Here is a 24,746-nt window from a genome sequence, read left to right on the forward strand (position 1 = left end):
TTTGAGGTTACGATCTTTTTGTGTTTTATGGATAAGGCAAACCGTTATCCATAGCGCACAGGAAAAATAGCGAAGTAGATATGGAAAGACCATTACGTATTGGCATCATTGCCGGAGAATTGTCTGGCGATACGCTAGGTGAAGGCTTTATCAAAGCAGTAAAGCAGCAATATCCAGACGCAGAGTTCGTAGGCATTGGCGGTCCGAAAATGATAGCCCAAGGTTGCGAGTCTCTGTTTGATATGGAAGAGCTTGCGGTGATGGGGTTAGTCGAGGTTTTAGGCCGCTTACCGAGACTTCTTAAAGTGAAAGCTGAGCTCGTTCAGTATTTTACTCAGAATCCGCCTGATGTTTTCATCGGGATAGATGCTCCTGACTTCAACTTGCGCCTGGAGCTTGACCTCAAGCAAGCGGGCATTAAAACCGTTCATTACGTGAGTCCGTCTGTTTGGGCTTGGCGTCAGAAGCGCATCTTTAAAATAGAAGCGGCAACGAACTTGGTGCTAGCATTTCTTCCGTTTGAGAAAGCGTTCTACGACAAATTTAATGTACCTTGCGAGTTCATTGGTCATACCTTGGCTGATTCCATCCCACTTGAATCAGAACAAGCGCCTGCACGTGAGTTGCTTGGTTTAGAACAAGATAAAAAGTGGCTTGCTGTCCTGCCAGGCAGTCGTGGTAGCGAGTTAAAAATGCTCTCTGAGCCATTTATTGAAACCTGCAAGTTACTTCATAAAAAATTTCCAGACTTGGGGTTTGTTGTCGCACTTGTTAATCAAAAACGCCGTGAGCAGTTTGAACAAGCATGGAAAGAGCTCGCACCAGAGTTGGACTTCAAGTTAGTTGATGACACCGCACGTAACGTCATCACCGCATCCGATGCCGTGATGCTGGCCTCTGGTACCGTAGCGTTGGAGTGTATGCTTCTCAAGCGTCCAATGGTGGTGGGTTATCGTGTGAATGCATTTACTGCTTTCTTAGCTAAACGTCTATTGAAAACGAAGTATGTGTCATTGCCGAATATCTTAGCGGATGATGAGCTCGTCAAAGAATATCTACAAGATGAGTGCACACCAGACAATTTGTTTACTGAGGTTTCTCGCTTATTGGAAAGCGACAATAAACCGATGTTAGATAAGTTTACGGAAATGCATCATTGGATCCGTAAAGATGCGGATCAACAAGCCGCAAACGCGGTTCTAAAATTGATTGAGAAATAGAGATTTATCATGGCTGTTAAACCAAAAGCGACCAAAACCAAAGTTGAACTCCCTCCGTTTGAATATCCGCAAGGTTATCAGCTTGTGGCCGGAGTCGACGAGGTAGGACGTGGCCCTTTGGTGGGAGACGTCGTCACCGCTGCGGTTATCCTTGATCCTAACAATCCTATTGAAGGATTGAACGATTCAAAAAAATTGACCGAAAAGAAACGCATGGCGCTGCTTCCTGAAATTAAAGAAAAAGCATTGGCGTGGGCGGTCGGGCGTTGTTCTCCTGAAGAAATTGATCAACTGAATATTTTGCAGGCGACCATGGTTGCGATGCAGCGTGCAGTGGCGGGGTTACAGGTTCAACCTGATTTGGTGTTGATTGATGGTAACCGTTGTCCAGAGCTGACAATGGATGCTCAAGCTGTAGTAAAAGGCGATCTACGCGTTGCCGAAATCAGTGCGGCTTCCATTATTGCCAAAGTCGTGCGTGACCAAGAGATGGAAGAGTTGGATAAACTTCATCCACAATTTGGCTTCGCGAAGCACAAAGGTTATCCAACTAAAGCGCACTTTGAAGCGATTGAGCAACACGGAGTGATCAGTGAACACCGAAAGAGTTTCAAACCAGTAAAAAAAGCGTTAGGCATAGAATAATCAAACGATCTAATTGGTGTTATAAACCCAACCTCTTTAGGTTAGAATCCCCAACAAAATAGAGTTACACGGTACCTGTTAATGTCAGATCCCAAATTCATCCACCTGCGTGTTCATAGTGACTTCTCGATGGTGGATGGCCTCAACAAAGTTCCGCCAATCGTAAAGAAAGTTGCTGAGCTCGGCATGCCCGCAATGGCGTTGACCGACTTTACCAACCTATGTGGTTTGGTGAAGTTTTACGGTACGGCGCATGGCAGTGGTGTTAAACCGATCATTGGTGCTGACTTTAAAATGCAGTCGGACGAGTTTGGTGAAGAGCTGACACAAGTGACTTTGCTTGCGGCGGATAATGTGGGTTATAAGAACCTGACGTTATTGATATCAAAAGCGTACTTACGCGGACATGTTCAACACCACCCTGTGATTGATAAAGCCTGGTTGGCTGAAATGTCTGAAGGCTTGATTGTATTATCCGGCGGTAAAAGCGGGGAAATTGGTCGCGGCCTTTTGAAAGGCAACCGTCAAATAGTGCAAGGGTGTGTTGATTTTTATAAACAGTATTTTCCAGATCGCTTTTATCTTGAGTTACTTCGTACCGGTCGTCCAGATGAAGAAACTTATCTTCACTTTGCAGTTGAATTGGCAGAGCAGCAAGACTTGCCAGTAGTGGCGACCAATGAAGTTGTATTCCTGAGTCCAGACCTATTTGATGCTCATGAAATACGCGTAGCGATTCACGATGGTTACACATTAGAAGATCCGCGTAGGCCAAAAAACTACAGTCCGCAGCAATATCTTCGTACAGAAGAAGAAATGTGCGAGCTGTTTGCTGATATTCCTGAAGCGTTAGAAAACAGTGTCGAGATAGCGAAGCGTTGTAACGTGACTGTGCGCCTAGGGGAATACTTCCTACCGGCCTTCCCAACTGAAGGGATGAAAGAGACTGAGTTCTTAGTCATGAAATCCCGAGAGGGCTTGGAAGAGCGTTTAGAGTTCCTATTTCCAGATGAGGAAGAGAGGAAACGTCGCCGCCCTGAATATGATGAACGTCTTCAGATAGAGCTAGATGTTATCAACCAAATGGGATTCCCTGGTTACTTCTTGATCGTAATGGAGTTCATCCAGTGGTCAAAAGATAATGGAATTCCTGTAGGTCCTGGACGTGGTTCCGGTGCCGGCTCTTTGGTGGCTTACGCATTAAAAATCACCGATCTGGATCCACTAGAATACGACTTGCTGTTCGAACGTTTCTTGAACCCAGAACGTGTTTCGATGCCCGATTTCGACGTCGATTTCTGTATGGATAAACGTGACCAGGTTATTGACCACGTTGCAGAAATGTATGGTCGCGACGCGGTGTCTCAGATCATCACGTTTGGTACCATGGCGGCAAAAGCGGTAATCCGTGACGTTGGCCGCGTATTGGGCCATCCATTTGGTTTTGTTGATCGTATTTCAAAGCTGATCCCGCCCGATCCAGGCATGACGCTAGATAAGGCGTTTAAAGCTGAACCTGCACTACCTGAATTGTATGAGGCCGATGAGGAAGTTAAAGAACTCATCGACATGTGTCATATTTTGGAAGGCTGTACGCGAAACGCCGGTAAACACGCTGGTGGTGTTGTAATTTCACCTACAACAATTACCGATTTTGCGCCAATTTATGCAGACGCTGAAGGTCACTTTCCGGTTACTCAATTTGATAAAAACGATGTTGAGACCGCTGGCCTAGTTAAGTTTGACTTCTTGGGTTTACGTACCTTAACCATTATTGACTGGGCGTTAGGGCTGATTAACCCACGTCTAGAGCGAGAAGGTAAAGAACCGGTTCAAATTGAATCCATACCGTTAGAAGACCCAGCCTCTTTCCGTTTGTTGCAAAACTCTGAAACGACAGCAGTATTCCAGCTTGAATCTCGAGGCATGAAAGAGCTGATCAAACGACTTCAGCCAGACTGTTTCGAAGATATTATCGCATTGGTAGCACTCTTCCGTCCGGGTCCTTTGCAATCGGGCATGGTAGATAACTTTATCGACCGTAAACATGGCCGAGAGGCGATCTCTTATCCAGATGAAAAGTGGCAACACGAGTCGCTAAAAGAGACGCTTGATCCAACCTACGGCATCATCCTGTACCAAGAGCAGGTAATGCAGATTGCGCAGATCTTAGCGGGTTACACGCTAGGTGGTGCGGACATGCTCCGTCGTGCAATGGGTAAGAAAAAGCCAGAAGAGATGGCAAAACAACGTGCTATCTTTGAAGAAGGTGCGATAAAGAACGGTATCGATGGCGAGTTGGCGATGAAAATCTTCGACTTGGTAGAGAAGTTCGCTGGTTATGGTTTTAATAAATCGCACTCTGCTGCTTATGCATTGGTTTCTTATCAAACTCTTTGGTTGAAAACACATTATCCTGCCGAATTTATGGCTGCGGTAATGACAGCCGATATGGATAACACGGAAAAAGTCGTTGGCTTGGTCGATGAGTGTTTCCGTATGAAGCTCACCGTGCTGCCACCAGACATCAACTCTGGCCTATATCGCTTTAATGTTGATGAAAATGGCGCAATTGTTTACGGTATTGGTGCGATAAAAGGGGTAGGTGAAGGTCCTATCGATGCGATTCTTGAGGCGAGAAATAAAGGTGGTCACTTTAAAGACCTATTTGATTTCTGTGCTCGAGTTGATCTAAAACGCGTCAATAAACGAGTGATAGAGAAGCTGATTTACGCGGGCGCGTTGGATCGACTAGGCCCACACCGCGCGGCGATGATGGCGTCACTCAATGATGCGGTAAAAGCAGCAAGTCAACATCACCAAGCTGAGGCGTTTGGTCAAACGGATATGTTTGGTGTGCTAACGGATGCACCTGAAGAAGTAGAGCATAAGTATACGCAGGTTCCGCCTTGGCCAGAAAAAGTGTGGTTAGAGGGCGAGCGTGATACCCTAGGTCTATATTTGACAGGGCACCCAATTAACGCCTACGTAAAGGAACTAAACAAATACACCAGTTGTCGACTAAAAGACGCAACGCCCACTCGCCGCGATCAATCTGTCACGGTAGCCGGCTTGGTTATTGCCGCTCGTGTAATGACGACCAAGCGTGGTACACGAATTGGTATTATGACACTGGATGACCGAAGTGGTCGCATGGAAGTGATGTTGTTCTCCGATGCGCTGGATCGATACGCTGAACTTCTCGAAAAAGACAGAATTTTGGTCGTTTCTGGACAGGTCAGCTTTGATGACTTCAACGGTGGCCTTAAAATGTCGGCGCGTGAAGTTATGGATCTCGGCAGTGCGCGCGAGAAATACGCTCGTGGTTTGTCGGTATCGATAGATGCAAATCAGATCAACGATCAGTTTTTTGAGCAGTTCAGCCGTATTTTAGAACCGCACAAAGCCGGAACCGTACCCGTCAATGTATACTACCAGCGTGCCGACGCCAGAGCGCGGTTAACATTGGGCACCGAGTGGCGAGTAACGCCAAGTGATACATTACTCGACGATTTAAAACAGTTGCTTGGCAAAAGCCAGGTAGAACTCGAATTTAACTAAAAATTCAGCGCAATATGTTAGACGCTGAGTAAACAAGGATTCATAGATGAGCCTAAACTTTCTTGAATTTGAAAAGCCAATTGCAGAACTAGAAGCGAAAATTGAAGCATTACGTGATGTCTCTCGTCACGGTGGTGATTCTGCGATTGACCTGGATAAAGAAATCGAACAGCTTGAGAAGAAAAGCTTAGAGCTGAAGAAAAAAACCTTCAGCGACCTAGGCGCATGGGAAACAGCTCAACTGGCTCGTCACCCACTACGTCCTTACACGCTGGATTACATCCAACACGCTTTTGAGGAGTTTGATGAATTAGCGGGTGACCGCGCGTTTGCAGACGACAAAGCGATTGTGGGTGGCATGGCTCGCCTTGAAGGCCGCCCTGTGATGATCATTGGTCACCAAAAAGGTCGTGAAACCAAAGAGAAAGTGAAACGTAACTTTGGTATGCCAAAACCAGAAGGTTACCGTAAAGCGCTACGTTTGATGGAAATGGCTGAGCGTTTCAACATGCCGATCATCACATTTATCGATACGGCTGGCGCGTACCCAGGTGTGGGCGCAGAAGAGCGTGGTCAATCTGAAGCTATCGCGAAAAACCTAAAAGTGATGTCTGGTCTTAAAGTGCCAGTAATCTGTAACGTTGTTGGTGAAGGTGGTTCAGGCGGCGCACTAGCAATTGGTGTAGGCGACTACGTGAACATGCTTCAGTACTCTACATACTCAGTAATCTCTCCTGAAGGTTGTGCTTCAATCTTATGGCGTGATTCTGACAAAGCACCGCAAGCTGCAGAAGCGATGGGTCTAACTGCTCCTCGTCTTAAAGAGCTTGAACTGATCGACGAAATCATTGAAGAGCCACTAGGCGGCGCTCATCGCGATCATGTTCAAATGGCAGCGAATATGAAAGCAACACTACTTCGTCAGCTAGAAGATCTAGAACAATTGGATGAAGAGACGCTACGTGAACGTCGTTACCAGCGCCTAATGAGCTACGGTTACTGTTAATTTCGGTGATTGCTATTAAGCGTTAGCTGATATCTCAAGTGATAACAGTTAAAATAGAAAGGGTTGGATGAGAGTCCAGCCCTTTTTTGTACCTATCGGATCGCTTATGGAATCGCTTTACCCGCATTTTGCTCAAGTTCTCGGCCGCTACTATCAATCAGGCACTAAGGTTGTCTTGGCGTTTAGCGGAGGAGTGGATTCACGTCTTTTACTCGAATTACTCAGTCGCTATCAACAAGCGCATTCGATAGAGTGTCACGCTGTGTATGTGCACCATGGTTTGAGCTCGAATGCCGATGATTGGGCCGATAAATGCTTACTTTGGGCAAAACAAGTGGGCATATCATGCTCGATTGAGCGAGTGAGCTTAGACATAAGCAATGGTGAAAGTATTGAACTTCTTGCTCGTGAAGCTCGCTATCAAGCCTTAACTAAGTACATTCAAGAAGGCGATATACTGTTGACCGGCCAACATGCTGATGATCAACTAGAGACTTTTCTCCTTGCTCTTAAGCGAGGCAGCGGGCCAAAAGGGTTATCTTCGATGGCGGAGAGTATGCCGTTTTCTGGCGGATCCCTAGTTCGACCATTGCTTACTATCAAGCGGAAGACCATCGAAGACGCGGCTACTAAGTTAGGCTTGGAGTGGGTGGAAGACGAAAGCAACCAAGATACTCGTTATGATCGTAACTTTCTTCGTCATTGTGTTATCCCTGAATTGTCTGGTCGCTGGCCTAGTATCCATCAAGCGGTTCAGCGCAGTGCAAGCTTATGTGCTCAACAAGAAGCGCTATTGGATGAACTATTGAGCGCGGTGTTTGAACGCGCTTTACAAACGGATCTAAGTTTGAGTATTGAAGAACTGGCTAAGCACAGTGAATTAGCGCGTGCGCGCTTGATTCGTATGTGGCTGGCTAAGCTTAATACTAGTATGCCGACTCAGGTACAACTCAATCTTATCTGGAATGAAGTCGCATTAGCTCAGCAAGATGCCAACCCCAAACTACAACTTAAGCAAGGTGAAGTGCGCCGTTTTCGAAATCGTCTCTATTGGGTAACGGAAATCGCTGACGTCACTGAGTGGCAAAGTACGATTCAAGTCGATACCGTTTTATCGCTTCCAGAGCGGCTAGGGGAGCTGACCTTAACGACGAGTTCTAGCAACGCAACGATTGCGCTTCCGAGTCAGCCAGAATTGCTTCGCGTGACCTTCAATCCGGAAGGCTTATCAGCGCATCCAACCACGCGTAATCACAGTCGAAAACTGAAGAAGTTGTTCCAAGAATACAACGTGCCAAGCTGGCTGCGTCGTCAAATTCCGATTTTGATGTATCAAGACCGAGTCGTTGCTGTGGCAGATCTGTTCGTTGATCAGGCGTTTAATGGTCAAGATTGTGAACTTATTTGGCGCAGGTAATGAAAATTCATGCCACAATGTCGATTATAAAATATAAAAATCCTTAAATAATAATTGATTAGGTGAAGCAATGAAGAAAACAATCATGGGCGCAATGGTGGCGCTAACCATGCTCAGTGGGCAGGCTCTAGCTGCGGGAGATGCCACAGCAGGTCAAGCAAAGGCAGGAGTATGCGCTGCGTGTCATGGCGCTGACGGCATTGCTGTCATTCCGGGTTACCCAAACCTGAAAGGGCAAAACGAGCAATACATTATCAGTTCAATTAAAGCCTATAAAAACAAAGAGCGAACAGGTGGTCTTGCTGCTGTTATGCAAGCTCAAGCTTCACTGTTGTCTGATGAAGACATCGCTAATCTAGCGGCTTACTACGCAAGTTTGAAGTAAACGCGAGTCTGAAAAAGCTTGGACGATTGGGCATTGAGCAGTCCTCATTGGGGTTTTATCAACTCACGATATTCGCCATGTTAATTTGCTCAATCTGGATTTTCGCTGGTGGATCAGAGACAAACATTGAATGTTGCGAAACGCTAAACGATAATAAGCGCAATCGATTGAAGCTTAAGGGATGAACATGAAAAAAATTGAAGCGATTATCAAGCCATTTAAATTGGATGATGTTCGAGAAGCGCTAGCTGAAGTTGGCATTACAGGGATGACCGTCTCTGAAGTGAAAGGCTTTGGTCGCCAAAAAGGTCACACCGAGCTTTACCGTGGTGCAGAGTACATGGTGGACTTTCTGCCTAAAGTGAAGCTCGAAATCGTTGTAACGGAAGATGTGGCTGATAAATGCGTAGAGACGATCATTGAAACCGCGCAAACCGGCAAAATTGGTGATGGTAAAATCTTTGTTACTGATGTTGAGCGTGTGGTTCGTATCCGTACTGGTGAAGAAGACGAAGACGCGATCTAAGGTTTCTTGTTACCTGTCTCGTATTTATTATGCTAAAAGGGAGCCAAGTGGCTCCTTTTTTGTTTTTTACTTTCAGTGAAATCAAATAACCCGAGGTTGGTTGTTCCAGTTTTAGGGTGCGTATATTCAGGTTTGTCGTATGTTTAAGCGTTTTTTTCTGGCGTTAGCTTTTCTTATTATGGCGGTATTGGTCGGCTTCCAGGTTATTTTCACCGTACCAGATCAGCCGCAAATCATTACTCAAACAGGTTCAGAGCTGACGCAGGATATTAGGTGTATCGAATTTAGCGGCTCAAAAGCTCTGGATCAGGGCGGTGAAATCAATGTACTTGTCTGGAATATCTACAAACAGAACCGGAATAATTGGCAAAGCGCACTCAATGAATTCTCTGCTGATAAGCAGCTGCTGTTATTGCAAGAAGCCAGCATGACACCATCTTTTAAGCAATGGTTGGTGGATGGCAACTGGGTCAGCAACCAAGTGAGTGCCTTTAAGGCGCTGGGCAGCGGTGCGGGTGTGATTAGTATCGCTCAAGGGCAACCAGAAAAAGCCTGTGCTTATACGTCTAAAGAGCCTTGGCTGCGTTTACCCAAGTCTGCACTATACAGCCAATATCAATTAAGCAATGGCGAGAGACTCGCTGTGGTGAATGTACATGCAATTAACTTCACGGTTGGCACGCAAGAGTATGTCTCTCAGTTAACGGCTCTTGAAATGCTTTTAAAGCATCATACAGGGCCGATCCTATTCGCTGGAGACTTCAATAGTTGGAGTGAATCTCGCGTTAATGCGATGCGACAGGCCTTAAAAGCCGCGGACTTGCAAGAAGTGACGTTCTCGCCTGATCATCGAGTCCAATTTATAACGGGATTACCGTTGGATCACGTATTTTACCGAGGGCTGACCCTCAAATACGCGAAAGCGCCGCAGAGCGACGCTTCCGATCATAACCCATTGTTACTGTCATTTACGTTAGATGACTAGCTTAGGTCACTACAATATAAAGCGCCCAAATAACGTAGAAGAATACCCATGGCAGGCTTGCAATCACCAAGGCTTGCCCACGTTCAAACTCAGTCCAAGTAAGCACAACACCGTAGCCCAATACAATATACCAAGGCAGCAGTAGTGGTAGTGAGCTGGCAAAATGCGACCACTCGCTGGTAAGCGGCAGTTTTAATAGACCATTGAGGCTGTTTAAATCTGCTGCGTAAGTCATCACCTGACCATGCTTGAGTAACAGACTCGCGTAGCTTGCGATATCGCCCAATACTGCTGGGAATAAGATTGCACACGACGCGGCAAACCACTTCCAGTAACCATATTGTTGCTTGCTTGCCTTCGTTGCAAGAAAGAACCAAAGCGCAAGCAACAGTAAGGTGGCAAAGCGGTTGAATACATCATTGATGATCGCACTTGCCATTAGCGTGTTTGGCTCTAATAGCTCAATCTGCTTTGGGTCGATTTGTTGAAACTGCGCGGCTAGTTGGTCACTAAGCCACGTGAAATCGACATTCGAAAAGTAAGCGCCCCAGAATAAAAACGGACTAAGCATCAAGAAGATGAACGGTTGCCATCCCCATCCGCCGCGTTGGTAAAGCGCTAGAAAGCAAGATGTTGGAGAACGAAAAATGTCCAACAGCATCACAAGTGGGTTGCTTGATGGGTTCATACACTTACCTTCGTTACGTCAACGTACAACTTAAGTTTTTGACCTGGTTGTAAGTATTTTTTCTTGTGTAGCGAGTTCCATTTTACGATGTCGTTTGTTTTTACTTTGAACTTGCTTGCAATGCCGCTAATGGTGTCACCGGAGCGAACGTTGTAGAAAACGGTACGGATCACAGCACCTTTGTCTGAGTCCTTCCAAATCACGAGCTTTTGACCCACACGCAATGGATCTTTAGGGCCCATGCCATTCCATTTTGCTAACGATTTATACGACACTTTATTTTCACGTGCGATTGACCACAAACTTTCTCCAGACTGAACGACATGAGTGAGCTTAAGTTGTCCACGAGCACGTGATTGAGTCTTGCTTAATCGATTTTGTGCCGTTAGTGCGTATTTCGCATCGTCTTTTGTTGACGTCGGAATCAGTAGGTATTGGCCAATACGAATATTGTTATTCGACAGGCCGTTTGCACGTCGAATCACTTTTGTGGTTGTGCCGTATTTATTAGCTAGCACACTTAAAGAGTCACCAGACTTCACCTTGTAGCGAGCGACCTTCATCCCTTTACCACGGTTTTTCTCCACCTTAGTGAGAAAAGTCTCTTTTTTCTCTACCGGAATCAAAAGTTGGTGCGGACCTTCAGGCGCAGTCGACCATTGGTTGTATGCAGGGTTGTAACTTTGTAACTCTTTCACACCAATGCCGGCATAATCTGCTGCAATGGCCAGGTCAAGCTGTTCTTTCGGATCGACAAGCGTTAGAACAGGCTTGTTTGGAATCGCAGGAATATTAAGTCCGTACTTGTCTTGGTTTGCGATGACATCAGCCAAAGCTAGCAGCTTAGGTACGTAACTGCTGGTCTCTTTTGGTAAGTCCAATGAGAAGAAATCGGTAGGTTTACCGAGCTTTTTATTCTTACGAATTGCGCTAGAAACACGGCCACCACCACTGTTGTAAGCAGCAATTGCATGCTCCCAGCTACCATCAAAACGCTCGTTTAGTTGTACAAGGTAGTCCAGTGCGGCATCCGTTGCTGCTGCCACATCTCGGCGACCGTCATACCAGTAGTTTTGCTCTAGTCCCATCATCTTTCCGGTGCCAGGGACAAATTGCCACAATCCAGCCGCGCTACCGTGTGAGTAGGCAAAGGCATCGAATGAGCTTTCCACCACAGGAAGCAAAGCAAGCTCCATTGGGAGTCCACGCTCTTCGATACGTTTTGTGATCATGTATAGAAAAGGAGTCGCACGCTTAGACACTGTGTAAAGGTGATTCGGGTGCTTTAGATACCACGTACGGTAGTAGTCCACTTTCTTATGGTTTGGGATATCCATTTCAAGTTGCATGGCGATACGTTGCCATACATCTTCTTGTTCCTGAGGGGAAAGAACTTTAGGCGCGTCGTTAGCGGATTTTTTTGCTAAAGACGATGTGTTGCCCGGTTGAGTCTTCGCTGCATTTTGTTTTGCAGTCTGCTCAGATTTATTGGTTTCTGGTGTAGAAGACGTTGAGTCTGACTGAGTCAATTGACAGCCAGATAATAACAACGCCAACGCCCAGGTATACTTCAAACGCATGGATTCAGCCTATTTAGGGCCTTTTTATCTTCACCTGCCTGTCGCGCAACACAATGTGCGTGGCAGTCGCAAGATAATAGACATCTTTTAAACACTAACTAATTAATAGAGGCAAAGAGCTTCTAAATTATGCAATGGGGAGAAATTCAAATAGATTTATATCAACCCCAAACGTAAGAGAAGCGCCGGTGGCGCTTCTCGAAAAATCAGCCCCTGATAATACTGGGGTCTTGCAAACTTACAAGCAGAAAATGGTTAAAATTCGTTCTTCCACTCACGCAAAGCAGTAAAAACCGAGCATGGATCGCTATTTTTAATGCGACTAGCAACAGATTGAACCACGTCAGGATTGGTGGTTCGCAAGAACGGATTAATCCACTTTTCTTTGCGTATTGTTGTTGGAAGTGTCGGAATGTTTAGAGCTCGCAGTCGGTTTACATCATCGCGATATTGACGGAGCTGCTCATTATCAGGCTCAACCGCTAAAGCAAACGCCACGTTACTCGCGGTGTATTCATGCGCGCAGAAGACTTGAGTTTCTTCTGGTAGAGACGTTAGCTTGTTTAGTGACTCAAACATTTGCTCTGGCGTACCTTCAAAAATACGACCGCAGCCTGCGGAAAACAACACGTCACCGCAAAACAGTTTTCCGTCTCCAACGTAACCGATATGACCTAAGGTATGGCCTGGTAAACCTAGCACCAAAAAGATTTCGCCAAATAACTCCAGTTTGTCGCCTTCTTCCATGGGGGTGGTTAGGGTTGGAATTGGTTCAGATTTCGGGCCCACAACGGCGACTTCAGGAAAGGCACGCACTAAGTCTGGAACGCCACCAATGTGATCGTTGTGGTGGTGCGTAATTAAAATCGCTTCTAAAGTTAATTCGTTAGCCTGCAAGTATTCTAACACTGGCTTCGCATCGCCCGGATCAACGACTGCGCAACGTTTATCGCTATTTTGTATCAGCCAGATGTAATTATCATTAAATGCGGGTATGCTTTTGATCTCTAACACGATTCGTTCTCCGTCACCCATTTTAGTCAGGTGGTTAATGAAACCAGCACTCAGCAACAAAACTATACCACACCCGTCGACTTGGTCAGCAATGAACAACGGTCCGTGGGTGCTTGAGTCAATCCAGACCCGACTTGATGAATGGTGTCCGAAACTCTTCGGTTACCATATGCTCAAACTGGGCGGGTTGAGCTGTGAGCTAACCAGCTGTAATTGTAACATTCAACACCAAGTCAACGTAGATATCCAGAACCCGTTGCATAATGTGATTGCAGATGGTTACGAATTGCCCTTTTTGGAAAAAAGCTTTGATGTTGTGATTCTCGCTCATCAGCTCGACTATGCAAGCGATCCACACCGTTTGCTACGGGAAGTCGATAGAGTGATGATGGATGATGGTTATTTGATAATCACTGGATTTAACCCACTAAGTTTGACTGGATTAGCGAGTTTGCTTCCTTGGCGTAAACATAATTTGCCTTGGAGTGGACGAATGTTTACGTCGAACCGCATCAACGACTGGTTAGGGTTACTTAATTATCAAGTGATTCATTGCGACCGTTACGCGCTGTTTCCGATGAAGCGCTACCGCACGATGTGGACATGGTTGGAAAACAGTCTCGGTGATTGGGCGTCACCTGCAGGGAGTTTGTATTACATTGTGGCAAGGAAACGAACATACCCTCTCAAGCCTATCAAACCGCATTGGCGTTTGAAGAAAAAGCTCACACCACTAGGGGTGATGAATCGAGAGGGCAATACTATGAGGAAAGAATCTCGTTAAGAGGGTTGGTAACCAGTATCTTCCTCAGTTGGGTTTTCTGCAGCAGTACGGGCTAGCTCATCACAAATTTCGTTCTCACGATGGCCCGCGTGGCCTTTTACCCAATGCCATTCAACTTGATGGCGTGCGGTTTCTTTGTCTAGAGCTTGCCATAGATCGGCATTCTTCACGGGTTTTTTATCCGCTGTTTTCCAGCCACGCTTCTTCCAGTTATGGATCCACTGAGTAATACCTTGGCGCACATATTGGCTGTCAGTCGTTAAAGTGACTTTGCAAGGTTGTTTTAACGTCTGCAGCGCGACGACAGCCGCCAACATTTCCATACGGTTGTTGGTGGTTAACGTGTAGCCTTTGGAAAGCGTCTTTTCTACGTCTTTGTAACGCAATACAATGCCGTAACCACCTGGTCCTGGGTTACCTAAACAAGAACCGTCAGTGAAAATCTCAACGTGTTTGGTCATATTTTTTGGTACTATTAGCCGAAACATTTAATAAAGCATAGTCTGACATACATAACCTTATGAATACCAGCAGCAATTCTGAATATAACCGCATTGTCGTTCTCGATACCGAAACCACAGGTATGAACCGCGAGGGTGGTCCTCACTACATGGGACACCGCATTATTGAAATCGGTGCCGTGGAGATCATCAACCGTAAGCTGACTGGTCGTCACTTCCACGTTTATTTAAAACCCGATCGTGAAATCCAACCAGAAGCGGTTGAAGTTCACGGTATTACGGATGAATTCTTGGTTGATAAACCGGAATACGCGAGCGTGCACCAAGAGTTTCTTGAGTTTATTAAAGGCGCAGAACTTGTTGCCCACAACGCACCCTTCGATACGGGCTTTATGGATTACGAGTTTGGCATGCTCGATCCCAACATCGGCAAAACGGACGACTACTGCAAGGTGACCGATACCCTTGCTATGGCGAAGAAAATCTTCCCTGGCAAGCGAAACAACCTTGATATCTTATGTGAACGCTACGGTATTGATAACTCGCACCGTACACTCCACGGAGCTTTGCTCGATGCGGAGATTCTAGCCGACGTTTACCTCTTTATGACGGGTGGTCAAACGAGTCTAGAATTTAACGCGAATAAACAAGAGGGTGGGGTAGAAACCATTCGTCGTATTGAAGGAAGAAAAGCGCTAAAGGTTTTGCGCGCAAGTGCCGATGAACTAGAAGCTCACCAAAAAAGATTAGAGTTGGTGAACGACTGTATTTGGCATCAATAGGAGAAGCTATGCTGAGGGCTTTGTTGGTCGCGTTTTTAGCGATATGGAGTAGTCTCTCGAGTGCATCGAGTGCATCGAGTGCATCGAGTGAATCTGCTATGTCTTTGTTAGACAATCGCTTTCGAGTGGATCCAACCATCGAGCAGATCACTTTTTTAGTTTATCGTGAGCAAAGTTCTCAGCCAGTTGTTTTAGTCCGCCCTGACGGTAAAAAGTACTATGCTTGGGACGCCTACGACAATGTACGTTGGTACCAAGAAGCCTCACTCGATATTATCTCCGTTGACAACCCTATGCCAGGCCCATGGCAGGCTGTGGGGAAAGTCACTCCTAAAAATAACATCCGCTTAATTTCTCACTTAAAGCTCAGCACGGATGTGTTCCCAAACCGGTTATATAATGGGGAAGCGCTTAAGTTTACAGCTCGCCTAACCTCCGACGACAAACCTCTTGTACTGCGCGACTTCCTTGACCGCGTGAATCTACGCGTGACATTTACCAAGTTTGTCGAAAATGAAGATGAGTTGATCAAAGAAGCACGTCCAGTGCCGATGGTTGTGGGTGAGTTTGCTGATGATGGCCGCGGCTTGGATGAAAAAGCAGGGGATGGTGTGTTCACTGTCCAACTACCAATAGACGTTGAGCCCGGTAAGTACCGTGCGCGAATCACCTCTGGTAATGGCGTATTCTTACGAGCGCAAGAGCAAGTCATCTTGGTTTATCCGAACCCCATTTCTCGTACTTTTATTCAGGCGCGCAATCCTGACAAACCACACCAATTGGTGGTGAGTGGTGAGCAAGGTATGATCGCGCCAGGCTCAATCGCAGTCACGGTGGAACAAGATGCACCCGATGGCTTCGTTATCTACAGCCAAGGGCAGGTTTCTAAAGATGGAATGAGAACCACGCTGAATCTCAATAACGACGCTGAGCTTGGTAAGTACGCATGGCGCGGCGAGATCTTTGCCACTGATTTAGCGACGCAACGTCCACTAGTGTTTCCTATTCCAGAGCAAACCTTCAGTGTTGTTGATGAAGTTGATCTAGAAGCCGCTCGAATTGCAAAAGAAGCTGAATTAGCCGAGCAGCACCGTATTGAAATGGAAAAGCAAATTATCGCTGAGCGGGAGGCTGAGCGTAAGCGCAGCATGATTATTATCGCGGTGGGTAACGTGATAATGCTGCTGATTGTGATCATTGCATGGATAGTCTGGCGCAAAATTAAAGCGAAACGCGATGCCATGCCAGAGATGCAGTTAGAAGTGCCAAAGAAATAGTAGTAACACATAAAGCGAGAAACGGAGCCAATCGGCTCCGTTTTTTTTCAGTTTAAGTTTGAGACAGAATTTGATGTTTCTTATGGTCATTAATCACTTTATTTTAAAGTAACACAATGATTTAACGTTGATTAATCATAATAAAGCTCGCATGATACTCTTTACGTTTCGACTTGATTTTAGTGCGTATCGACGGAGTGAGTTATGACAATTGGAGCGTTAGAACTAGAGCATTTACCACGACAAAAGGCCTTGGTTGAGTCTGCTTATGATGCCTTTTATTCTGAAAAAGACGTTGTTGCTGCGGTATTGCTTGGTTCATTGTCATCAGGAAAAGGTGACCGTATTTCGGACGCTGATGTTGTTGTCTTTACTCAAAACAACTTCCATAAAGCCTCAGAGCTTTGTTTTATCCAGTTTGAAGCTAATAAAGACATTTTTTATCGCCTTGAGGGAGAGCACAACGAAAATGCGTGTTTCAAAAAATACATTTTTAATGACCTAACCAGTGCAGAGATTCATTGTTTAGATCTCTGTGAGCCCTTCAAACTTTCTAAGCCATTTAAGACTTTATTTGATAAAGCTGATGTGATTGCGGGCATGGTTACTGATGAACCTGCGCCAAAGCATGAAGATTTCCCAGTTTATACCAGTGGTGATCAAGGCCTGATCTGGGAACTCTTTGATTGTATTAAGTGGTTGAGTAGAGATAACCATGAGCTTGCTAAGTCCTACTTGAAAAAACTCTCTGAGAAACTCTAATTTGAGAGTCATCTCCGTTCCTCCCACTGAAGTTAGCTAGGCTGTTAGGTTATGAAATACAAAAAGCGTCAGAAGTACAAATACACTCTCCACTCTGAAGAAAAGATTGAGACTCGCATTTCAGTGAGTCAGGTGTATGACAGCCCTTTTCTTAGTTTGTCCAAACAAGGCGTGTTAACGATTAAAAAGGGCTATGCATGGGATGGAGCGAGTGGGCCAGCGTTAGACACAAAAAACATTATGAAAGCTTCTTTAGTGCATGATGCTCTTTACCAACTCATGAGGGAAGAGGTGTTGCCACAAAGTGCTCGAAAGCATGCGGATACGTTGTTGAGAGAAACATGTTTAGAAAAAGGAATGTCTAGCTTCAGAGCAACTTATATCTATTATGGCGTCAGAGTTGTCGGTGGCTTCTTTTCCAGACCCGATACTTTGTGTGCTTAATGGGAGCATCTTTTCAACGTTTAACTGTTTATTTATACAGTTTGGTTATGTAAGCTCCAAGGTGATACAAAGGAGTCGTACATAATGACAATAAGATATGAAGAACACGTGCCAAGCCCGAAAGAATACTGTGATATGCGCGTCAAAGCCGGGCTATCACCCAAATCGTTGAAAGCTGCTGAAATTGGTCTACCCAATTCGTTATATGGTGTATCTGTTCGGGATGAGGGAAAGCTCATTGCAATGGGTCGGGTTGTTGGTGACGGGGCGTGTAACTTCGAAATTGTCGACGTTGCCGTTGATTCTGATTATCAAGGTAACGGTTTAGGTAGAAAAGTCATGGAATACATCGACGGTTATCTTTCTTCTGTTGCACTTGAAGGCTCTTACGTTTCTATGATTGCTGATGAGCCGGTCTTTTACGAAAAGCTTGGTTATAGGCTGGTGGCTCCTAAAAGCCAAGGGATGACAAAAAAGTTTAAGCCGAAGGCGTAATACGTATTCAGCTGTGAAGATAAGCACTTGAAAACAGGAGTTTAATCTCCTGTTTTCTATATTAAATTTCCATTTAAGCCACTTCTGGAATTGGTTTGGGTGGCTGCTCTAAATCAGGCTCTTTTTGAACAGTAGGAATTTGTCCCTCACCCACAGCACTGATGTAACAGCCACTAAGTTTAATGGCAAGGTACATATCGGCTCGCAGTAAGATGCCTCCTTCACTGGTGCTGATACCAGTAAGCTCACACCATTGACGTAAGCGTCGTTTCCTTCCTGCGAGGATTAAGCGTACGCCTCTCTTTTTTAAAGTATTGTGAATATCTGCCAGTGTTGCCATCACACTGAGATCTAAGTGAGTAAAGCTCGATACGGCGTCGATGACAACGCAACTTGCGTCTTTGTGATGTTCTACTTGCTCTAACACTCGGCGTTTAAAGTAAGGTGCGTTGAAGTAAGTCAGCGGCGAGTTAAAGCGGTAAATCACCATTCCAGGAATAGGCGAAGCTTTTCCTGAGTCGTCGATGGTCCGAATGGTGCCTTTTTCATCCAAGCCAAGTAGCTGATCACTCGGTCGCATGACAATACGTAAAAATTGAAACAGCCCTAGCAGTACCGCCAAAGTGATCCCCGGTATTACGCCTACGATCAAAACAGAAATAAAAGTGATGATTGCTAGATAGAACGCATCTTTGTCACGAGATTTTAATTTCCAAATGGCTTTGAGATCGAGCAGCGACAGGGATGCGATGATCAACACGACACCAAGTGATGCGATGGGAATAAACTGTAAAGGCTCATAAATAAATACCGCAATAATGGCAATGGTGATTGCGGCGACAATCGAAACTAATTGAGATTTACCGCCATTTGCATCATTTACCGCTGTGCGTGAGTCAGCTCCGCTTATCGCGAAACCTTGCGAAAACGCTGAGGCAATGTTGGCAAAGCCCAACGCCTGAAACTCTTTATTTGCATCAATATCATAACCGTTTTTAGCGGCGAAACTGCGCGCGGTGAGCATCATGCTAACAAAGCTGACAATCGCAAGGTTGAGCGCCGGGACCACTAGCTCACGAACTTCACCTAGCTCAAACTCCGGCGTTTGAAACTGAGGGAAACCACCTTGAGTGAGCCCAACTACGGATACGCCCATCTCTTGTAAATGGAAAAACCAAACTGACGCGGTAGTCACGAGTATCGCCAGCATGGCAGCAGGCCAAGTTGGTCGGTAGCGTTTGGTGAGTAAATAAACGACAACCGTCACGATACTCAGAGTTACGGTAGGCCAATGAAGCTCGGTTAATCGTTGTGGAGCCTCCCATAAGCGTTCCAGCAAATAACGTTGTTCGTATTTCAAACCGACCACTTTGGCAAACTGACCAACGATAATTGTGAGAGCGACACCGTTGAGTAGACCCAAAAGAATCGGGCGAGAAAGGAAGTCTGCAAACACCCCTAACTTGAAACGACTGGCCAGTACACACCAAATACCAGTCATCGCTGTCATGGTCATGACTAACTGCCAATGTTTTGTAGGATCACCCGCGGCAAGCGGCGTAACAACGGCGGCAATCACTGCACAGGTTGCTGCATCAGGTCCGACAATGAGTTGTCGAGATGTGCCCATCATGGCGTATACCAACATTGGCAGTACACACGAGTACAGACCGACAATTGCAGATACCCCGGTTAGCTGTGCATAAGCAATGGCAACTGGCAGGGCAACCGCGACAACAGAAAAGGCGGCTCTAAAGTCGTTAACAAACCATTCTTTTTGATAATGCTTAAGCTGAACAAGCCCAGGGAACCACTGTGCGAATAATATTTTAGCCAACGGATTTACCATATATGTGAGTGAGTTACTTAAAAGTATACACCGCTTGCTTGGAACGTCTGTGAGTTAGTTATCACTGGAAATCGGGGGAAGGTTCGGAGTGCGTGGATTTTATTGCGCTTGCGCAGAGGTTCTTCGTGGTGTGAGGTGTTATGAAGGCTATTCTGGTAGCAATAAAAAACGGGAGTTGTCACTCCCGTTTTATGGTTTCAGATTAGAGAGTTAGGCAACGCTATCCATCTGAGGGTATAGCGGCTTTGCGGCGAGCAATTCCGGCTCAAAGTCGTCAACGTTGATTGTATCTAGACGATGCTGTTCCGCTTCTCTGAGTAGATCGGCTTCTTCTTGCGTTATGAAGCCTTGCTCTAGCCCTTCCTGAGCAATTATATCCAAACGTAAGAATGGGCGACGCTTACCTTGCGCTTTACATACCTTGTCAAACACAGGCTCAGCTTGAAGAATCACAGACAATGCAAGCTCAATCTTACCTGCTGCGTTGTGCTCTGTTGGCTCTAGGTACTGACCGCGACCAATGCGTGAACGTGTTGCACTTGGCGTTTGTAGAATGCGTGCCACTTTGCTGTCTAGTTTATCGCTTGGCGCTTTGCGTACACGACCAAATGGCATGATTAACACGCGCAGTGCACGACCAATCACTTTGTTCGGGAAGTTTGCTAAGAATTCGTCTACCGCCACTTCCGCTTGTTTCAAACTGTCTTGTAGACCCCAGTGTACTAATGGTAAATCTTCGACTGGGCGGCCATCTTGCTCAAAACGTTTCAACGTCGCAGAGCTTAAATATAGCTGGCTTAGAATGTCACCAAGACGCGCTGATAGACGCTCTTTACGCTTCAAAGAGCCACCTAGCACTGCCATTGAGATATCCGATAGCAGAGCAAGGTTTGCACTGTAACGGTTCAATTGTTGGTAGTAACGCTTGGTTGCATCTTTGGTTGGTGATGAAGAACCTAAACCGTCGCTCAAACCAAACCAGATACTGCGTACGAGGTTACTCATGGTAAAGCTCACGTGACCCGCAAGCGCTTTATCGAACTTCTCAACTGCATCGCCAGCGTCAGAATATGCTGCGTTCATTTCTTCAAGAACGTAAGGGTGACAACGAATCGCACCTTGACCAAAGATGATCATTGAGCGTGTTAAAATGTTTGCACCCTCAACCGTTACCGCGATTGGCGCACCTTGGTAACCACGCGCTAGGAAGTTAGAAGGTCCCATACAGATACCTTTACCGCCTACGATGTCCATTGCGTCGATGATGCTTTGCTGACCGCGATGAGTACAGTGGTACTTCACGATAGCTGAGATTACTGATGGCTTTTCACCTAAGTCGATACCTGCCACGGTTAAGTTGCTTGCTGCATCCATCACGTAAGCATTACCACCAAGACGTGCCAATGGCTCTTCTACGCCTTCCATGTGACCGATAGGTTGTTTGAACTGGCGACGAATGCGTGAGTAAGCGCCCGTTGCCATTGCCGCAGTTTTGATGCCACCTGTTGAGTTTGAAGGTAGCGTGATACCACGACCAACCGATAGACACTCAACCAGCATACGCCAACCTTGGCCCGCCATTTTTTCACCACCGATAATGAAATCGATAGGAACAAAGATGTCTTTACCGCGCGTTGGACCATTTTGGAATGGCACATTGAGCGGGAAGTGTCGGTTACCAATCTCAACACCTTTGACATCAGTTGGGATAAGCGCACAAGTGATGCCAAGATCTTCTTTGTCGCCTAGCAAACCTTCAGGATCGCGAAGTTTAAATGCTAAGCCTAGTACCGTTGCGACTGGCGCTAGGGTGATGTAGCGCTTGTTCCAAGTCAGGCGCATACCCAGTACTTCTTTTCCTTCCCATTCGCCTTTACAAACCACACCGTAATCTGGAATAGAGCCAGCGTCAGAGCCTGCTTCTGGACTCGTTAAGGCGAAACAAGGGATTTCCTTACCTTCAGCTAGGCGCGGTAAGTAATGGTTTTTCTGATCTTCAGTACCGTAGTGTTGCAGTAGCTCACCAGGACCCAAAGAGTTAGGAACACCAACGGTAGACGATAGAACGCCAGAAACACCCGTTAGTTTTTGTAGTACTAGTGATTGCGCGTATGCTGAGAATTCCAGACCACCGTACTTTTTCTTAATGATCATGGCGAAGAATTTGTGATCTTTCAGGTATTGCCATACTTCTGGCGGTAAGTCTGCGAGTTCGTGAGTCACTTGGAAATCGCTCACCATGGCACACACTTCATTCACTGGACCGTCTAAAAAGGCTTGTTCTTCTGCACTTAATTTAGGTGCTTGAATTGCGTGAAGCTTTTGCCACTCTGGTTTGCCTTTAAATAGCTCGGCTTCCCACCAGACGGTACCTGCGTCTAACGCTTCTTTTTCGGTTTGAGACATAGCTGGCAGCACTTTCTTGAAAAGCGCTAATGCTTTGCGACTTATCAAAGACTGACGTACGCCAGGAACCGCGAATACAGCGGCAGCAAGAACGTAAATCGTCCAACCAGTAACGCCAACCGCGCCTGTTACTGTAAGCGCTAACATAGCTGCTGTGAGTAAACTAATAGATTTCACGAGAGACATGCGGTGGTAGAGCGTAATGCCTAACACGACCGTCATCGTGATGATTGAGAGCAAGATGTCCATATGTATTTTCCTTTTCAGACTTTATAAGTGTTGTACGTCTGTATGTTAGGTAAGAGGTCTAACCAGTTGGTTTAAGTGTAATCAAAATATTAAGGAAATGTAAAACATAAGATTGGATAAAAAGTGATCTAAGTAGAGTTAAAGTTCTAAAGTTGCGATTTGAGTGATGGTTTCATGAGCAAGTTGACAAGTTTATTACCATCACCAATCTAAATCTGTTGGTTCACTATCGACACTAATTCTCGTTTGTGGGTAAACTCAGAGTAATCAAACCCGAGTTCAGGTTTATGAAATGTCCGATACCAAATTGGTATCAGAACAATTTGCTCAGTGAATCTAGGACTGACTGAAGCCGAAATAATAAAGAGAACGTCTTATGTACCATGATCTGATTAGAAGTGAATTAAACGAAGCTGCTGAAGTGCTCAACAAATTTTTAAGCGATGACCATAACATTGCGCAAATCGAAGCAGCGGCGAAAATGATTGCTGACTCATTCAAGCAAGATGGTAAAGTACTGTCATGTGGTAACGGTGGTTCTCACTGTGATTCGATGCACTTTGCCGAAGAGTTAACAGGCCGTTACCGAGAAAACCGTCCTGGCTATGCTGGTATTGCTATTTCAGATCCAAGCCACCTTTCTTGCGTGAGTAATGACTTTGGTTATGACTTCGTGTTTTCCCGTTATGTAGAAGCGGTAGGCCGAAAAGGTGACGTACTGTTTGGTCTGTCGACTTCAGGTAACTCAGGTAACATCCTTAAAGCGATTGAAGCGGCGCAAGCGAAAGGCATGAAGACGATTGCGCTAACAGGCAAAGATGGCGGCAAAATGGCAGGGCTTGCCGATATTGAAATCCGCGTGCCACACTTTGGTTATGCGGACCGCATTCAGGAAATTCATATTAAGATTATTCATATCATCATTCAGTTGATTGAAAAAGAGATGGAATAGTCGTTTCACGGCCACCTTTTCGAGCTGTGTTGTTAGGGAGTTTTTTAAATCATGTGTGAATTGCTCGGTATGAGCGCTAATGTTCCGACGGATATTTGTTTCAGTTTTACCGGGCTCATGCAGCGTGGAGGTCGAACTGGCCCACACCGTGACGGATGGGGAATTACCTTCTACGAAGGGAAAGGTTTTCGAACTTTCAAAGATCCCAAGCCAAGTTGTGAGTCGCAAATTGCAGAGTTAGTGCAAAATTATCCCATCAAAAGTCGCGCTGTCGTTAGCCATATCCGACAGGCGAATCGTGGCGGCGTTAATTTAGAAAATACTCACCCTTTTACACGTGAGCTGTGGGGGAGGTATTGGACGTTTGCGCACAACGGTCAGCTCTCAGGCTATCAAGACTTACATACGGGTCGACACCGACCTGTCGGTGAGACAGATAGTGAACTGGCATTTTGCTGGTTGTTGAAGCAAATGGAAGATCGATATCCTGAGCCACCAAAGGATATGGAATCGGTATTCTTATATGTTGCTAAATGTTGTGATGAGCTAAGAGAGAAGGGTGTATTTAACATGCTTCTGAGTGATGGTGAGTATGTAATGACGTATTGCACCAATCATTTGTATTGGATCACAAGACGCGCACCGTTTGGTAAAGCCGCTTTGCTTGATGAAGATGTGGAAATTAACTTCCAAGAAGAAACAACGCCACATGACATTGTTTCTGTGATCGCGACTCAACCTTTAACGGGTAACGAAGCTTGGCAGCGGATGAAACCTGGCGAATACGGCTTGTTTCACCTAGGTGAACTTGTGAAAAACAATGCCTCTGAACTGGTGAATGTGCCGTTTGCAGCGGCGAAACCGGGCAATCAGGCGCCAACTGAGCCGTTAGAATAGCGGTTAATTCGGAACAACTCGTAAAGCTCGCTTAATCGCGAGCTTTATTTTTATACGTTTTTTAACCGAATGCGTATACTGGTGAACTCTCATACTTTCTAGGTTCCTAGTCTCGCTAAGGCTTGCCGGAAAGATGGAACTGATAGAAATTTCTCATAAAACACCACGTCATTCTGAACGGTGAGGAACGAACCAGATTCAGAATCTACTTTCCGAGTGTCGTGTTACTCAAGTGGTTATGGGATTTTTTAGAATGTTGGGTTTTAGGTTTCTAGTCGCACTGCGGCTTTCTTGAATCAGTTTTATATGTTTCAAAATAACAAAAGGCAGCTCTCAGGCTGCTCTTTTGTGTTTGGAGTTT

22 protein-coding genes are annotated in these 24,746 nt (G+C 45.7%); 16 read left to right on the forward strand and 6 right to left on the reverse strand.

What is annotated here, in order from left to right; genetic code table 11:
- The first annotated feature begins 80 nt into the window (after positions 1–80).
- From lpxB to L3V27_RS18920, 8 genes are all read left to right on the forward strand, one after another.
- On the forward strand, positions 81–1,220 hold the full coding sequence (lpxB, locus tag L3V27_RS18885; RefSeq protein ID WP_145532693.1) for a lipid-A-disaccharide synthase: 1,140 nt from the start codon (positions 81–83) through the stop codon (positions 1,218–1,220).
- Between the two features lie 9 nt (positions 1,221–1,229).
- The gene (rnhB, locus tag L3V27_RS18890) at positions 1,230–1,865 is read left to right on the forward strand and encodes a ribonuclease HII (protein ID WP_145473570.1); all 636 of its coding nucleotides are present in this window, start codon (positions 1,230–1,232) and stop codon (positions 1,863–1,865) included.
- 81 nt (positions 1,866–1,946) lie between these two features.
- Positions 1,947–5,426, forward strand: coding sequence for a DNA polymerase III subunit alpha (dnaE, locus tag L3V27_RS18895; protein WP_237312517.1), 3,480 nt, complete (start codon positions 1,947–1,949; stop codon positions 5,424–5,426).
- Positions 5,427–5,472: 46 nt separating this feature from the next.
- Positions 5,473–6,432: an acetyl-CoA carboxylase carboxyl transferase subunit alpha gene (accA, locus tag L3V27_RS18900; RefSeq protein WP_005380365.1), complete on the forward strand. Its 960-nt coding sequence runs from the start codon at positions 5,473–5,475 to the stop codon at positions 6,430–6,432.
- Between the two features lie 106 nt (positions 6,433–6,538).
- On the forward strand, positions 6,539–7,849 hold the full coding sequence (gene tilS, locus L3V27_RS18905) for a tRNA lysidine(34) synthetase TilS (protein ID WP_109169619.1): 1,311 nt from the start codon (positions 6,539–6,541) through the stop codon (positions 7,847–7,849).
- 70 nt (positions 7,850–7,919) lie between these two features.
- On the forward strand, positions 7,920–8,234 hold the full coding sequence (locus L3V27_RS18910; protein ID WP_012841507.1) for a cytochrome c: 315 nt from the start codon (positions 7,920–7,922) through the stop codon (positions 8,232–8,234).
- 187 nt (positions 8,235–8,421) lie between these two features.
- On the forward strand, positions 8,422–8,760 hold the full coding sequence (gene glnB / locus L3V27_RS18915; protein ID WP_005436810.1) for a nitrogen regulatory protein P-II: 339 nt from the start codon (positions 8,422–8,424) through the stop codon (positions 8,758–8,760).
- A gap of 139 nt (positions 8,761–8,899) precedes the next feature.
- Positions 8,900–9,745, forward strand: coding sequence for an endonuclease/exonuclease/phosphatase family protein (locus L3V27_RS18920; protein WP_006741670.1), 846 nt, complete (start codon positions 8,900–8,902; stop codon positions 9,743–9,745).
- A gap of 1 nt (position 9,746) precedes the next feature.
- Here the strand turns inward: L3V27_RS18920 and L3V27_RS18925 are convergent, their stop codons facing one another.
- The 3 genes from L3V27_RS18925 to gloB all read right to left on the reverse strand — a co-directional run bounded on the left by L3V27_RS18925 (position 9,747) and on the right by gloB (position 13,027).
- Positions 9,747–10,433 carry a YIP1 family protein gene (locus L3V27_RS18925; protein WP_046875508.1) on the reverse strand — a complete coding sequence of 229 codons (687 nt, stop codon included), beginning with the start codon at positions 10,431–10,433 and terminating at the stop codon, positions 9,747–9,749.
- On the reverse strand, positions 10,430–12,013 hold the full coding sequence (locus L3V27_RS18930; RefSeq protein WP_053809792.1) for a LysM peptidoglycan-binding domain-containing protein: 1,584 nt from the start codon (positions 12,011–12,013) through the stop codon (positions 10,430–10,432). The genes L3V27_RS18925 and L3V27_RS18930 overlap by 4 nt, the downstream gene beginning before the upstream one ends.
- A 255-nt stretch (positions 12,014–12,268) precedes the next feature.
- Positions 12,269–13,027, reverse strand: coding sequence for a hydroxyacylglutathione hydrolase (gene gloB, locus L3V27_RS18935; protein WP_006741673.1), 759 nt, complete (start codon positions 13,025–13,027; stop codon positions 12,269–12,271).
- A 37-nt stretch (positions 13,028–13,064) separates the two neighbouring features.
- Here gloB and L3V27_RS18940 point away from each other — a divergent pair, with 37 nt between their 5' ends.
- A complete protein-coding gene (locus tag L3V27_RS18940; RefSeq protein ID WP_012841508.1) occupies positions 13,065–13,811 on the forward strand; it encodes a class I SAM-dependent methyltransferase in 747 nt (248 codons plus the stop codon).
- On the opposite strand, the gene rnhA is transcribed toward L3V27_RS18940, so the two are convergent.
- Positions 13,808–14,272, reverse strand: a complete 465-nt coding sequence (gene rnhA, locus L3V27_RS18945) for a ribonuclease HI (protein WP_012841509.1) — start codon at positions 14,270–14,272, stop codon at positions 13,808–13,810. The genes L3V27_RS18940 and rnhA overlap by 4 nt on opposite strands.
- Positions 14,273–14,331: 59 nt before the next feature.
- On the opposite strand from rnhA, the gene dnaQ reads away from it, so the two are divergent.
- The 5 genes from dnaQ to L3V27_RS18970 all read left to right on the forward strand — a co-directional run bounded on the left by dnaQ (position 14,332) and on the right by L3V27_RS18970 (position 18,032).
- Complete coding sequence (dnaQ, locus tag L3V27_RS18950; protein ID WP_005380385.1) at positions 14,332–15,054, forward strand: DNA polymerase III subunit epsilon; 723 nt, start codon at positions 14,332–14,334, stop codon at positions 15,052–15,054.
- An 8-nt stretch (positions 15,055–15,062) separates the two neighbouring features.
- Positions 15,063–16,331 carry a TIGR03503 family protein gene (locus tag L3V27_RS18955; protein ID WP_237312518.1) on the forward strand — a complete coding sequence of 423 codons (1,269 nt, stop codon included), beginning with the start codon at positions 15,063–15,065 and terminating at the stop codon, positions 16,329–16,331.
- A gap of 204 nt (positions 16,332–16,535) precedes the next feature.
- Positions 16,536–17,093 carry a hypothetical protein gene (locus L3V27_RS18960; protein WP_225462202.1) on the forward strand — a complete coding sequence of 186 codons (558 nt, stop codon included), beginning with the start codon at positions 16,536–16,538 and terminating at the stop codon, positions 17,091–17,093.
- Between the two features lie 51 nt (positions 17,094–17,144).
- Positions 17,145–17,537, forward strand: coding sequence for a DUF1353 domain-containing protein (locus L3V27_RS18965; RefSeq protein WP_225462203.1), 393 nt, complete (start codon positions 17,145–17,147; stop codon positions 17,535–17,537).
- A gap of 84 nt (positions 17,538–17,621) precedes the next feature.
- Positions 17,622–18,032 (forward strand): GNAT family N-acetyltransferase, encoded by a 411-nt coding sequence (locus L3V27_RS18970; RefSeq protein ID WP_017633770.1) that lies wholly within the window; start codon positions 17,622–17,624, stop codon positions 18,030–18,032.
- 73 nt (positions 18,033–18,105) lie between these two features.
- On the opposite strand, the gene L3V27_RS18975 is transcribed toward L3V27_RS18970, so the two are convergent.
- Both L3V27_RS18975 and fadE read right to left on the reverse strand, forming a co-directional pair.
- Positions 18,106–19,881, reverse strand: coding sequence for a SulP family inorganic anion transporter (locus L3V27_RS18975; protein ID WP_046875514.1), 1,776 nt, complete (start codon positions 19,879–19,881; stop codon positions 18,106–18,108).
- Between the two features lie 210 nt (positions 19,882–20,091).
- A complete protein-coding gene (fadE, locus tag L3V27_RS18980) occupies positions 20,092–22,536 on the reverse strand; it encodes an acyl-CoA dehydrogenase FadE (protein WP_237312519.1) in 2,445 nt (814 codons plus the stop codon).
- A 376-nt stretch (positions 22,537–22,912) separates the two neighbouring features.
- Between fadE and lpcA the strand changes: the two genes are divergently transcribed.
- Complete coding sequence (lpcA, locus tag L3V27_RS18985; protein WP_005380392.1) at positions 22,913–23,488, forward strand: D-sedoheptulose 7-phosphate isomerase; 576 nt, start codon at positions 22,913–22,915, stop codon at positions 23,486–23,488.
- Positions 23,489–23,539: 51 nt separating this feature from the next.
- Positions 23,540–24,385, forward strand: a complete 846-nt coding sequence (locus L3V27_RS18990) for a class II glutamine amidotransferase (RefSeq protein WP_006741678.1) — start codon at positions 23,540–23,542, stop codon at positions 24,383–24,385.
- The last annotated feature ends 361 nt before the right edge of the window (positions 24,386–24,746 follow it).

Origin of the sequence: Vibrio sp. J2-3(2022) (assembly GCF_021725735.1) — a bacterium.
Lineage (GTDB): Bacteria > Pseudomonadota > Gammaproteobacteria > Enterobacterales > Vibrionaceae > Vibrio > Vibrio diabolicus.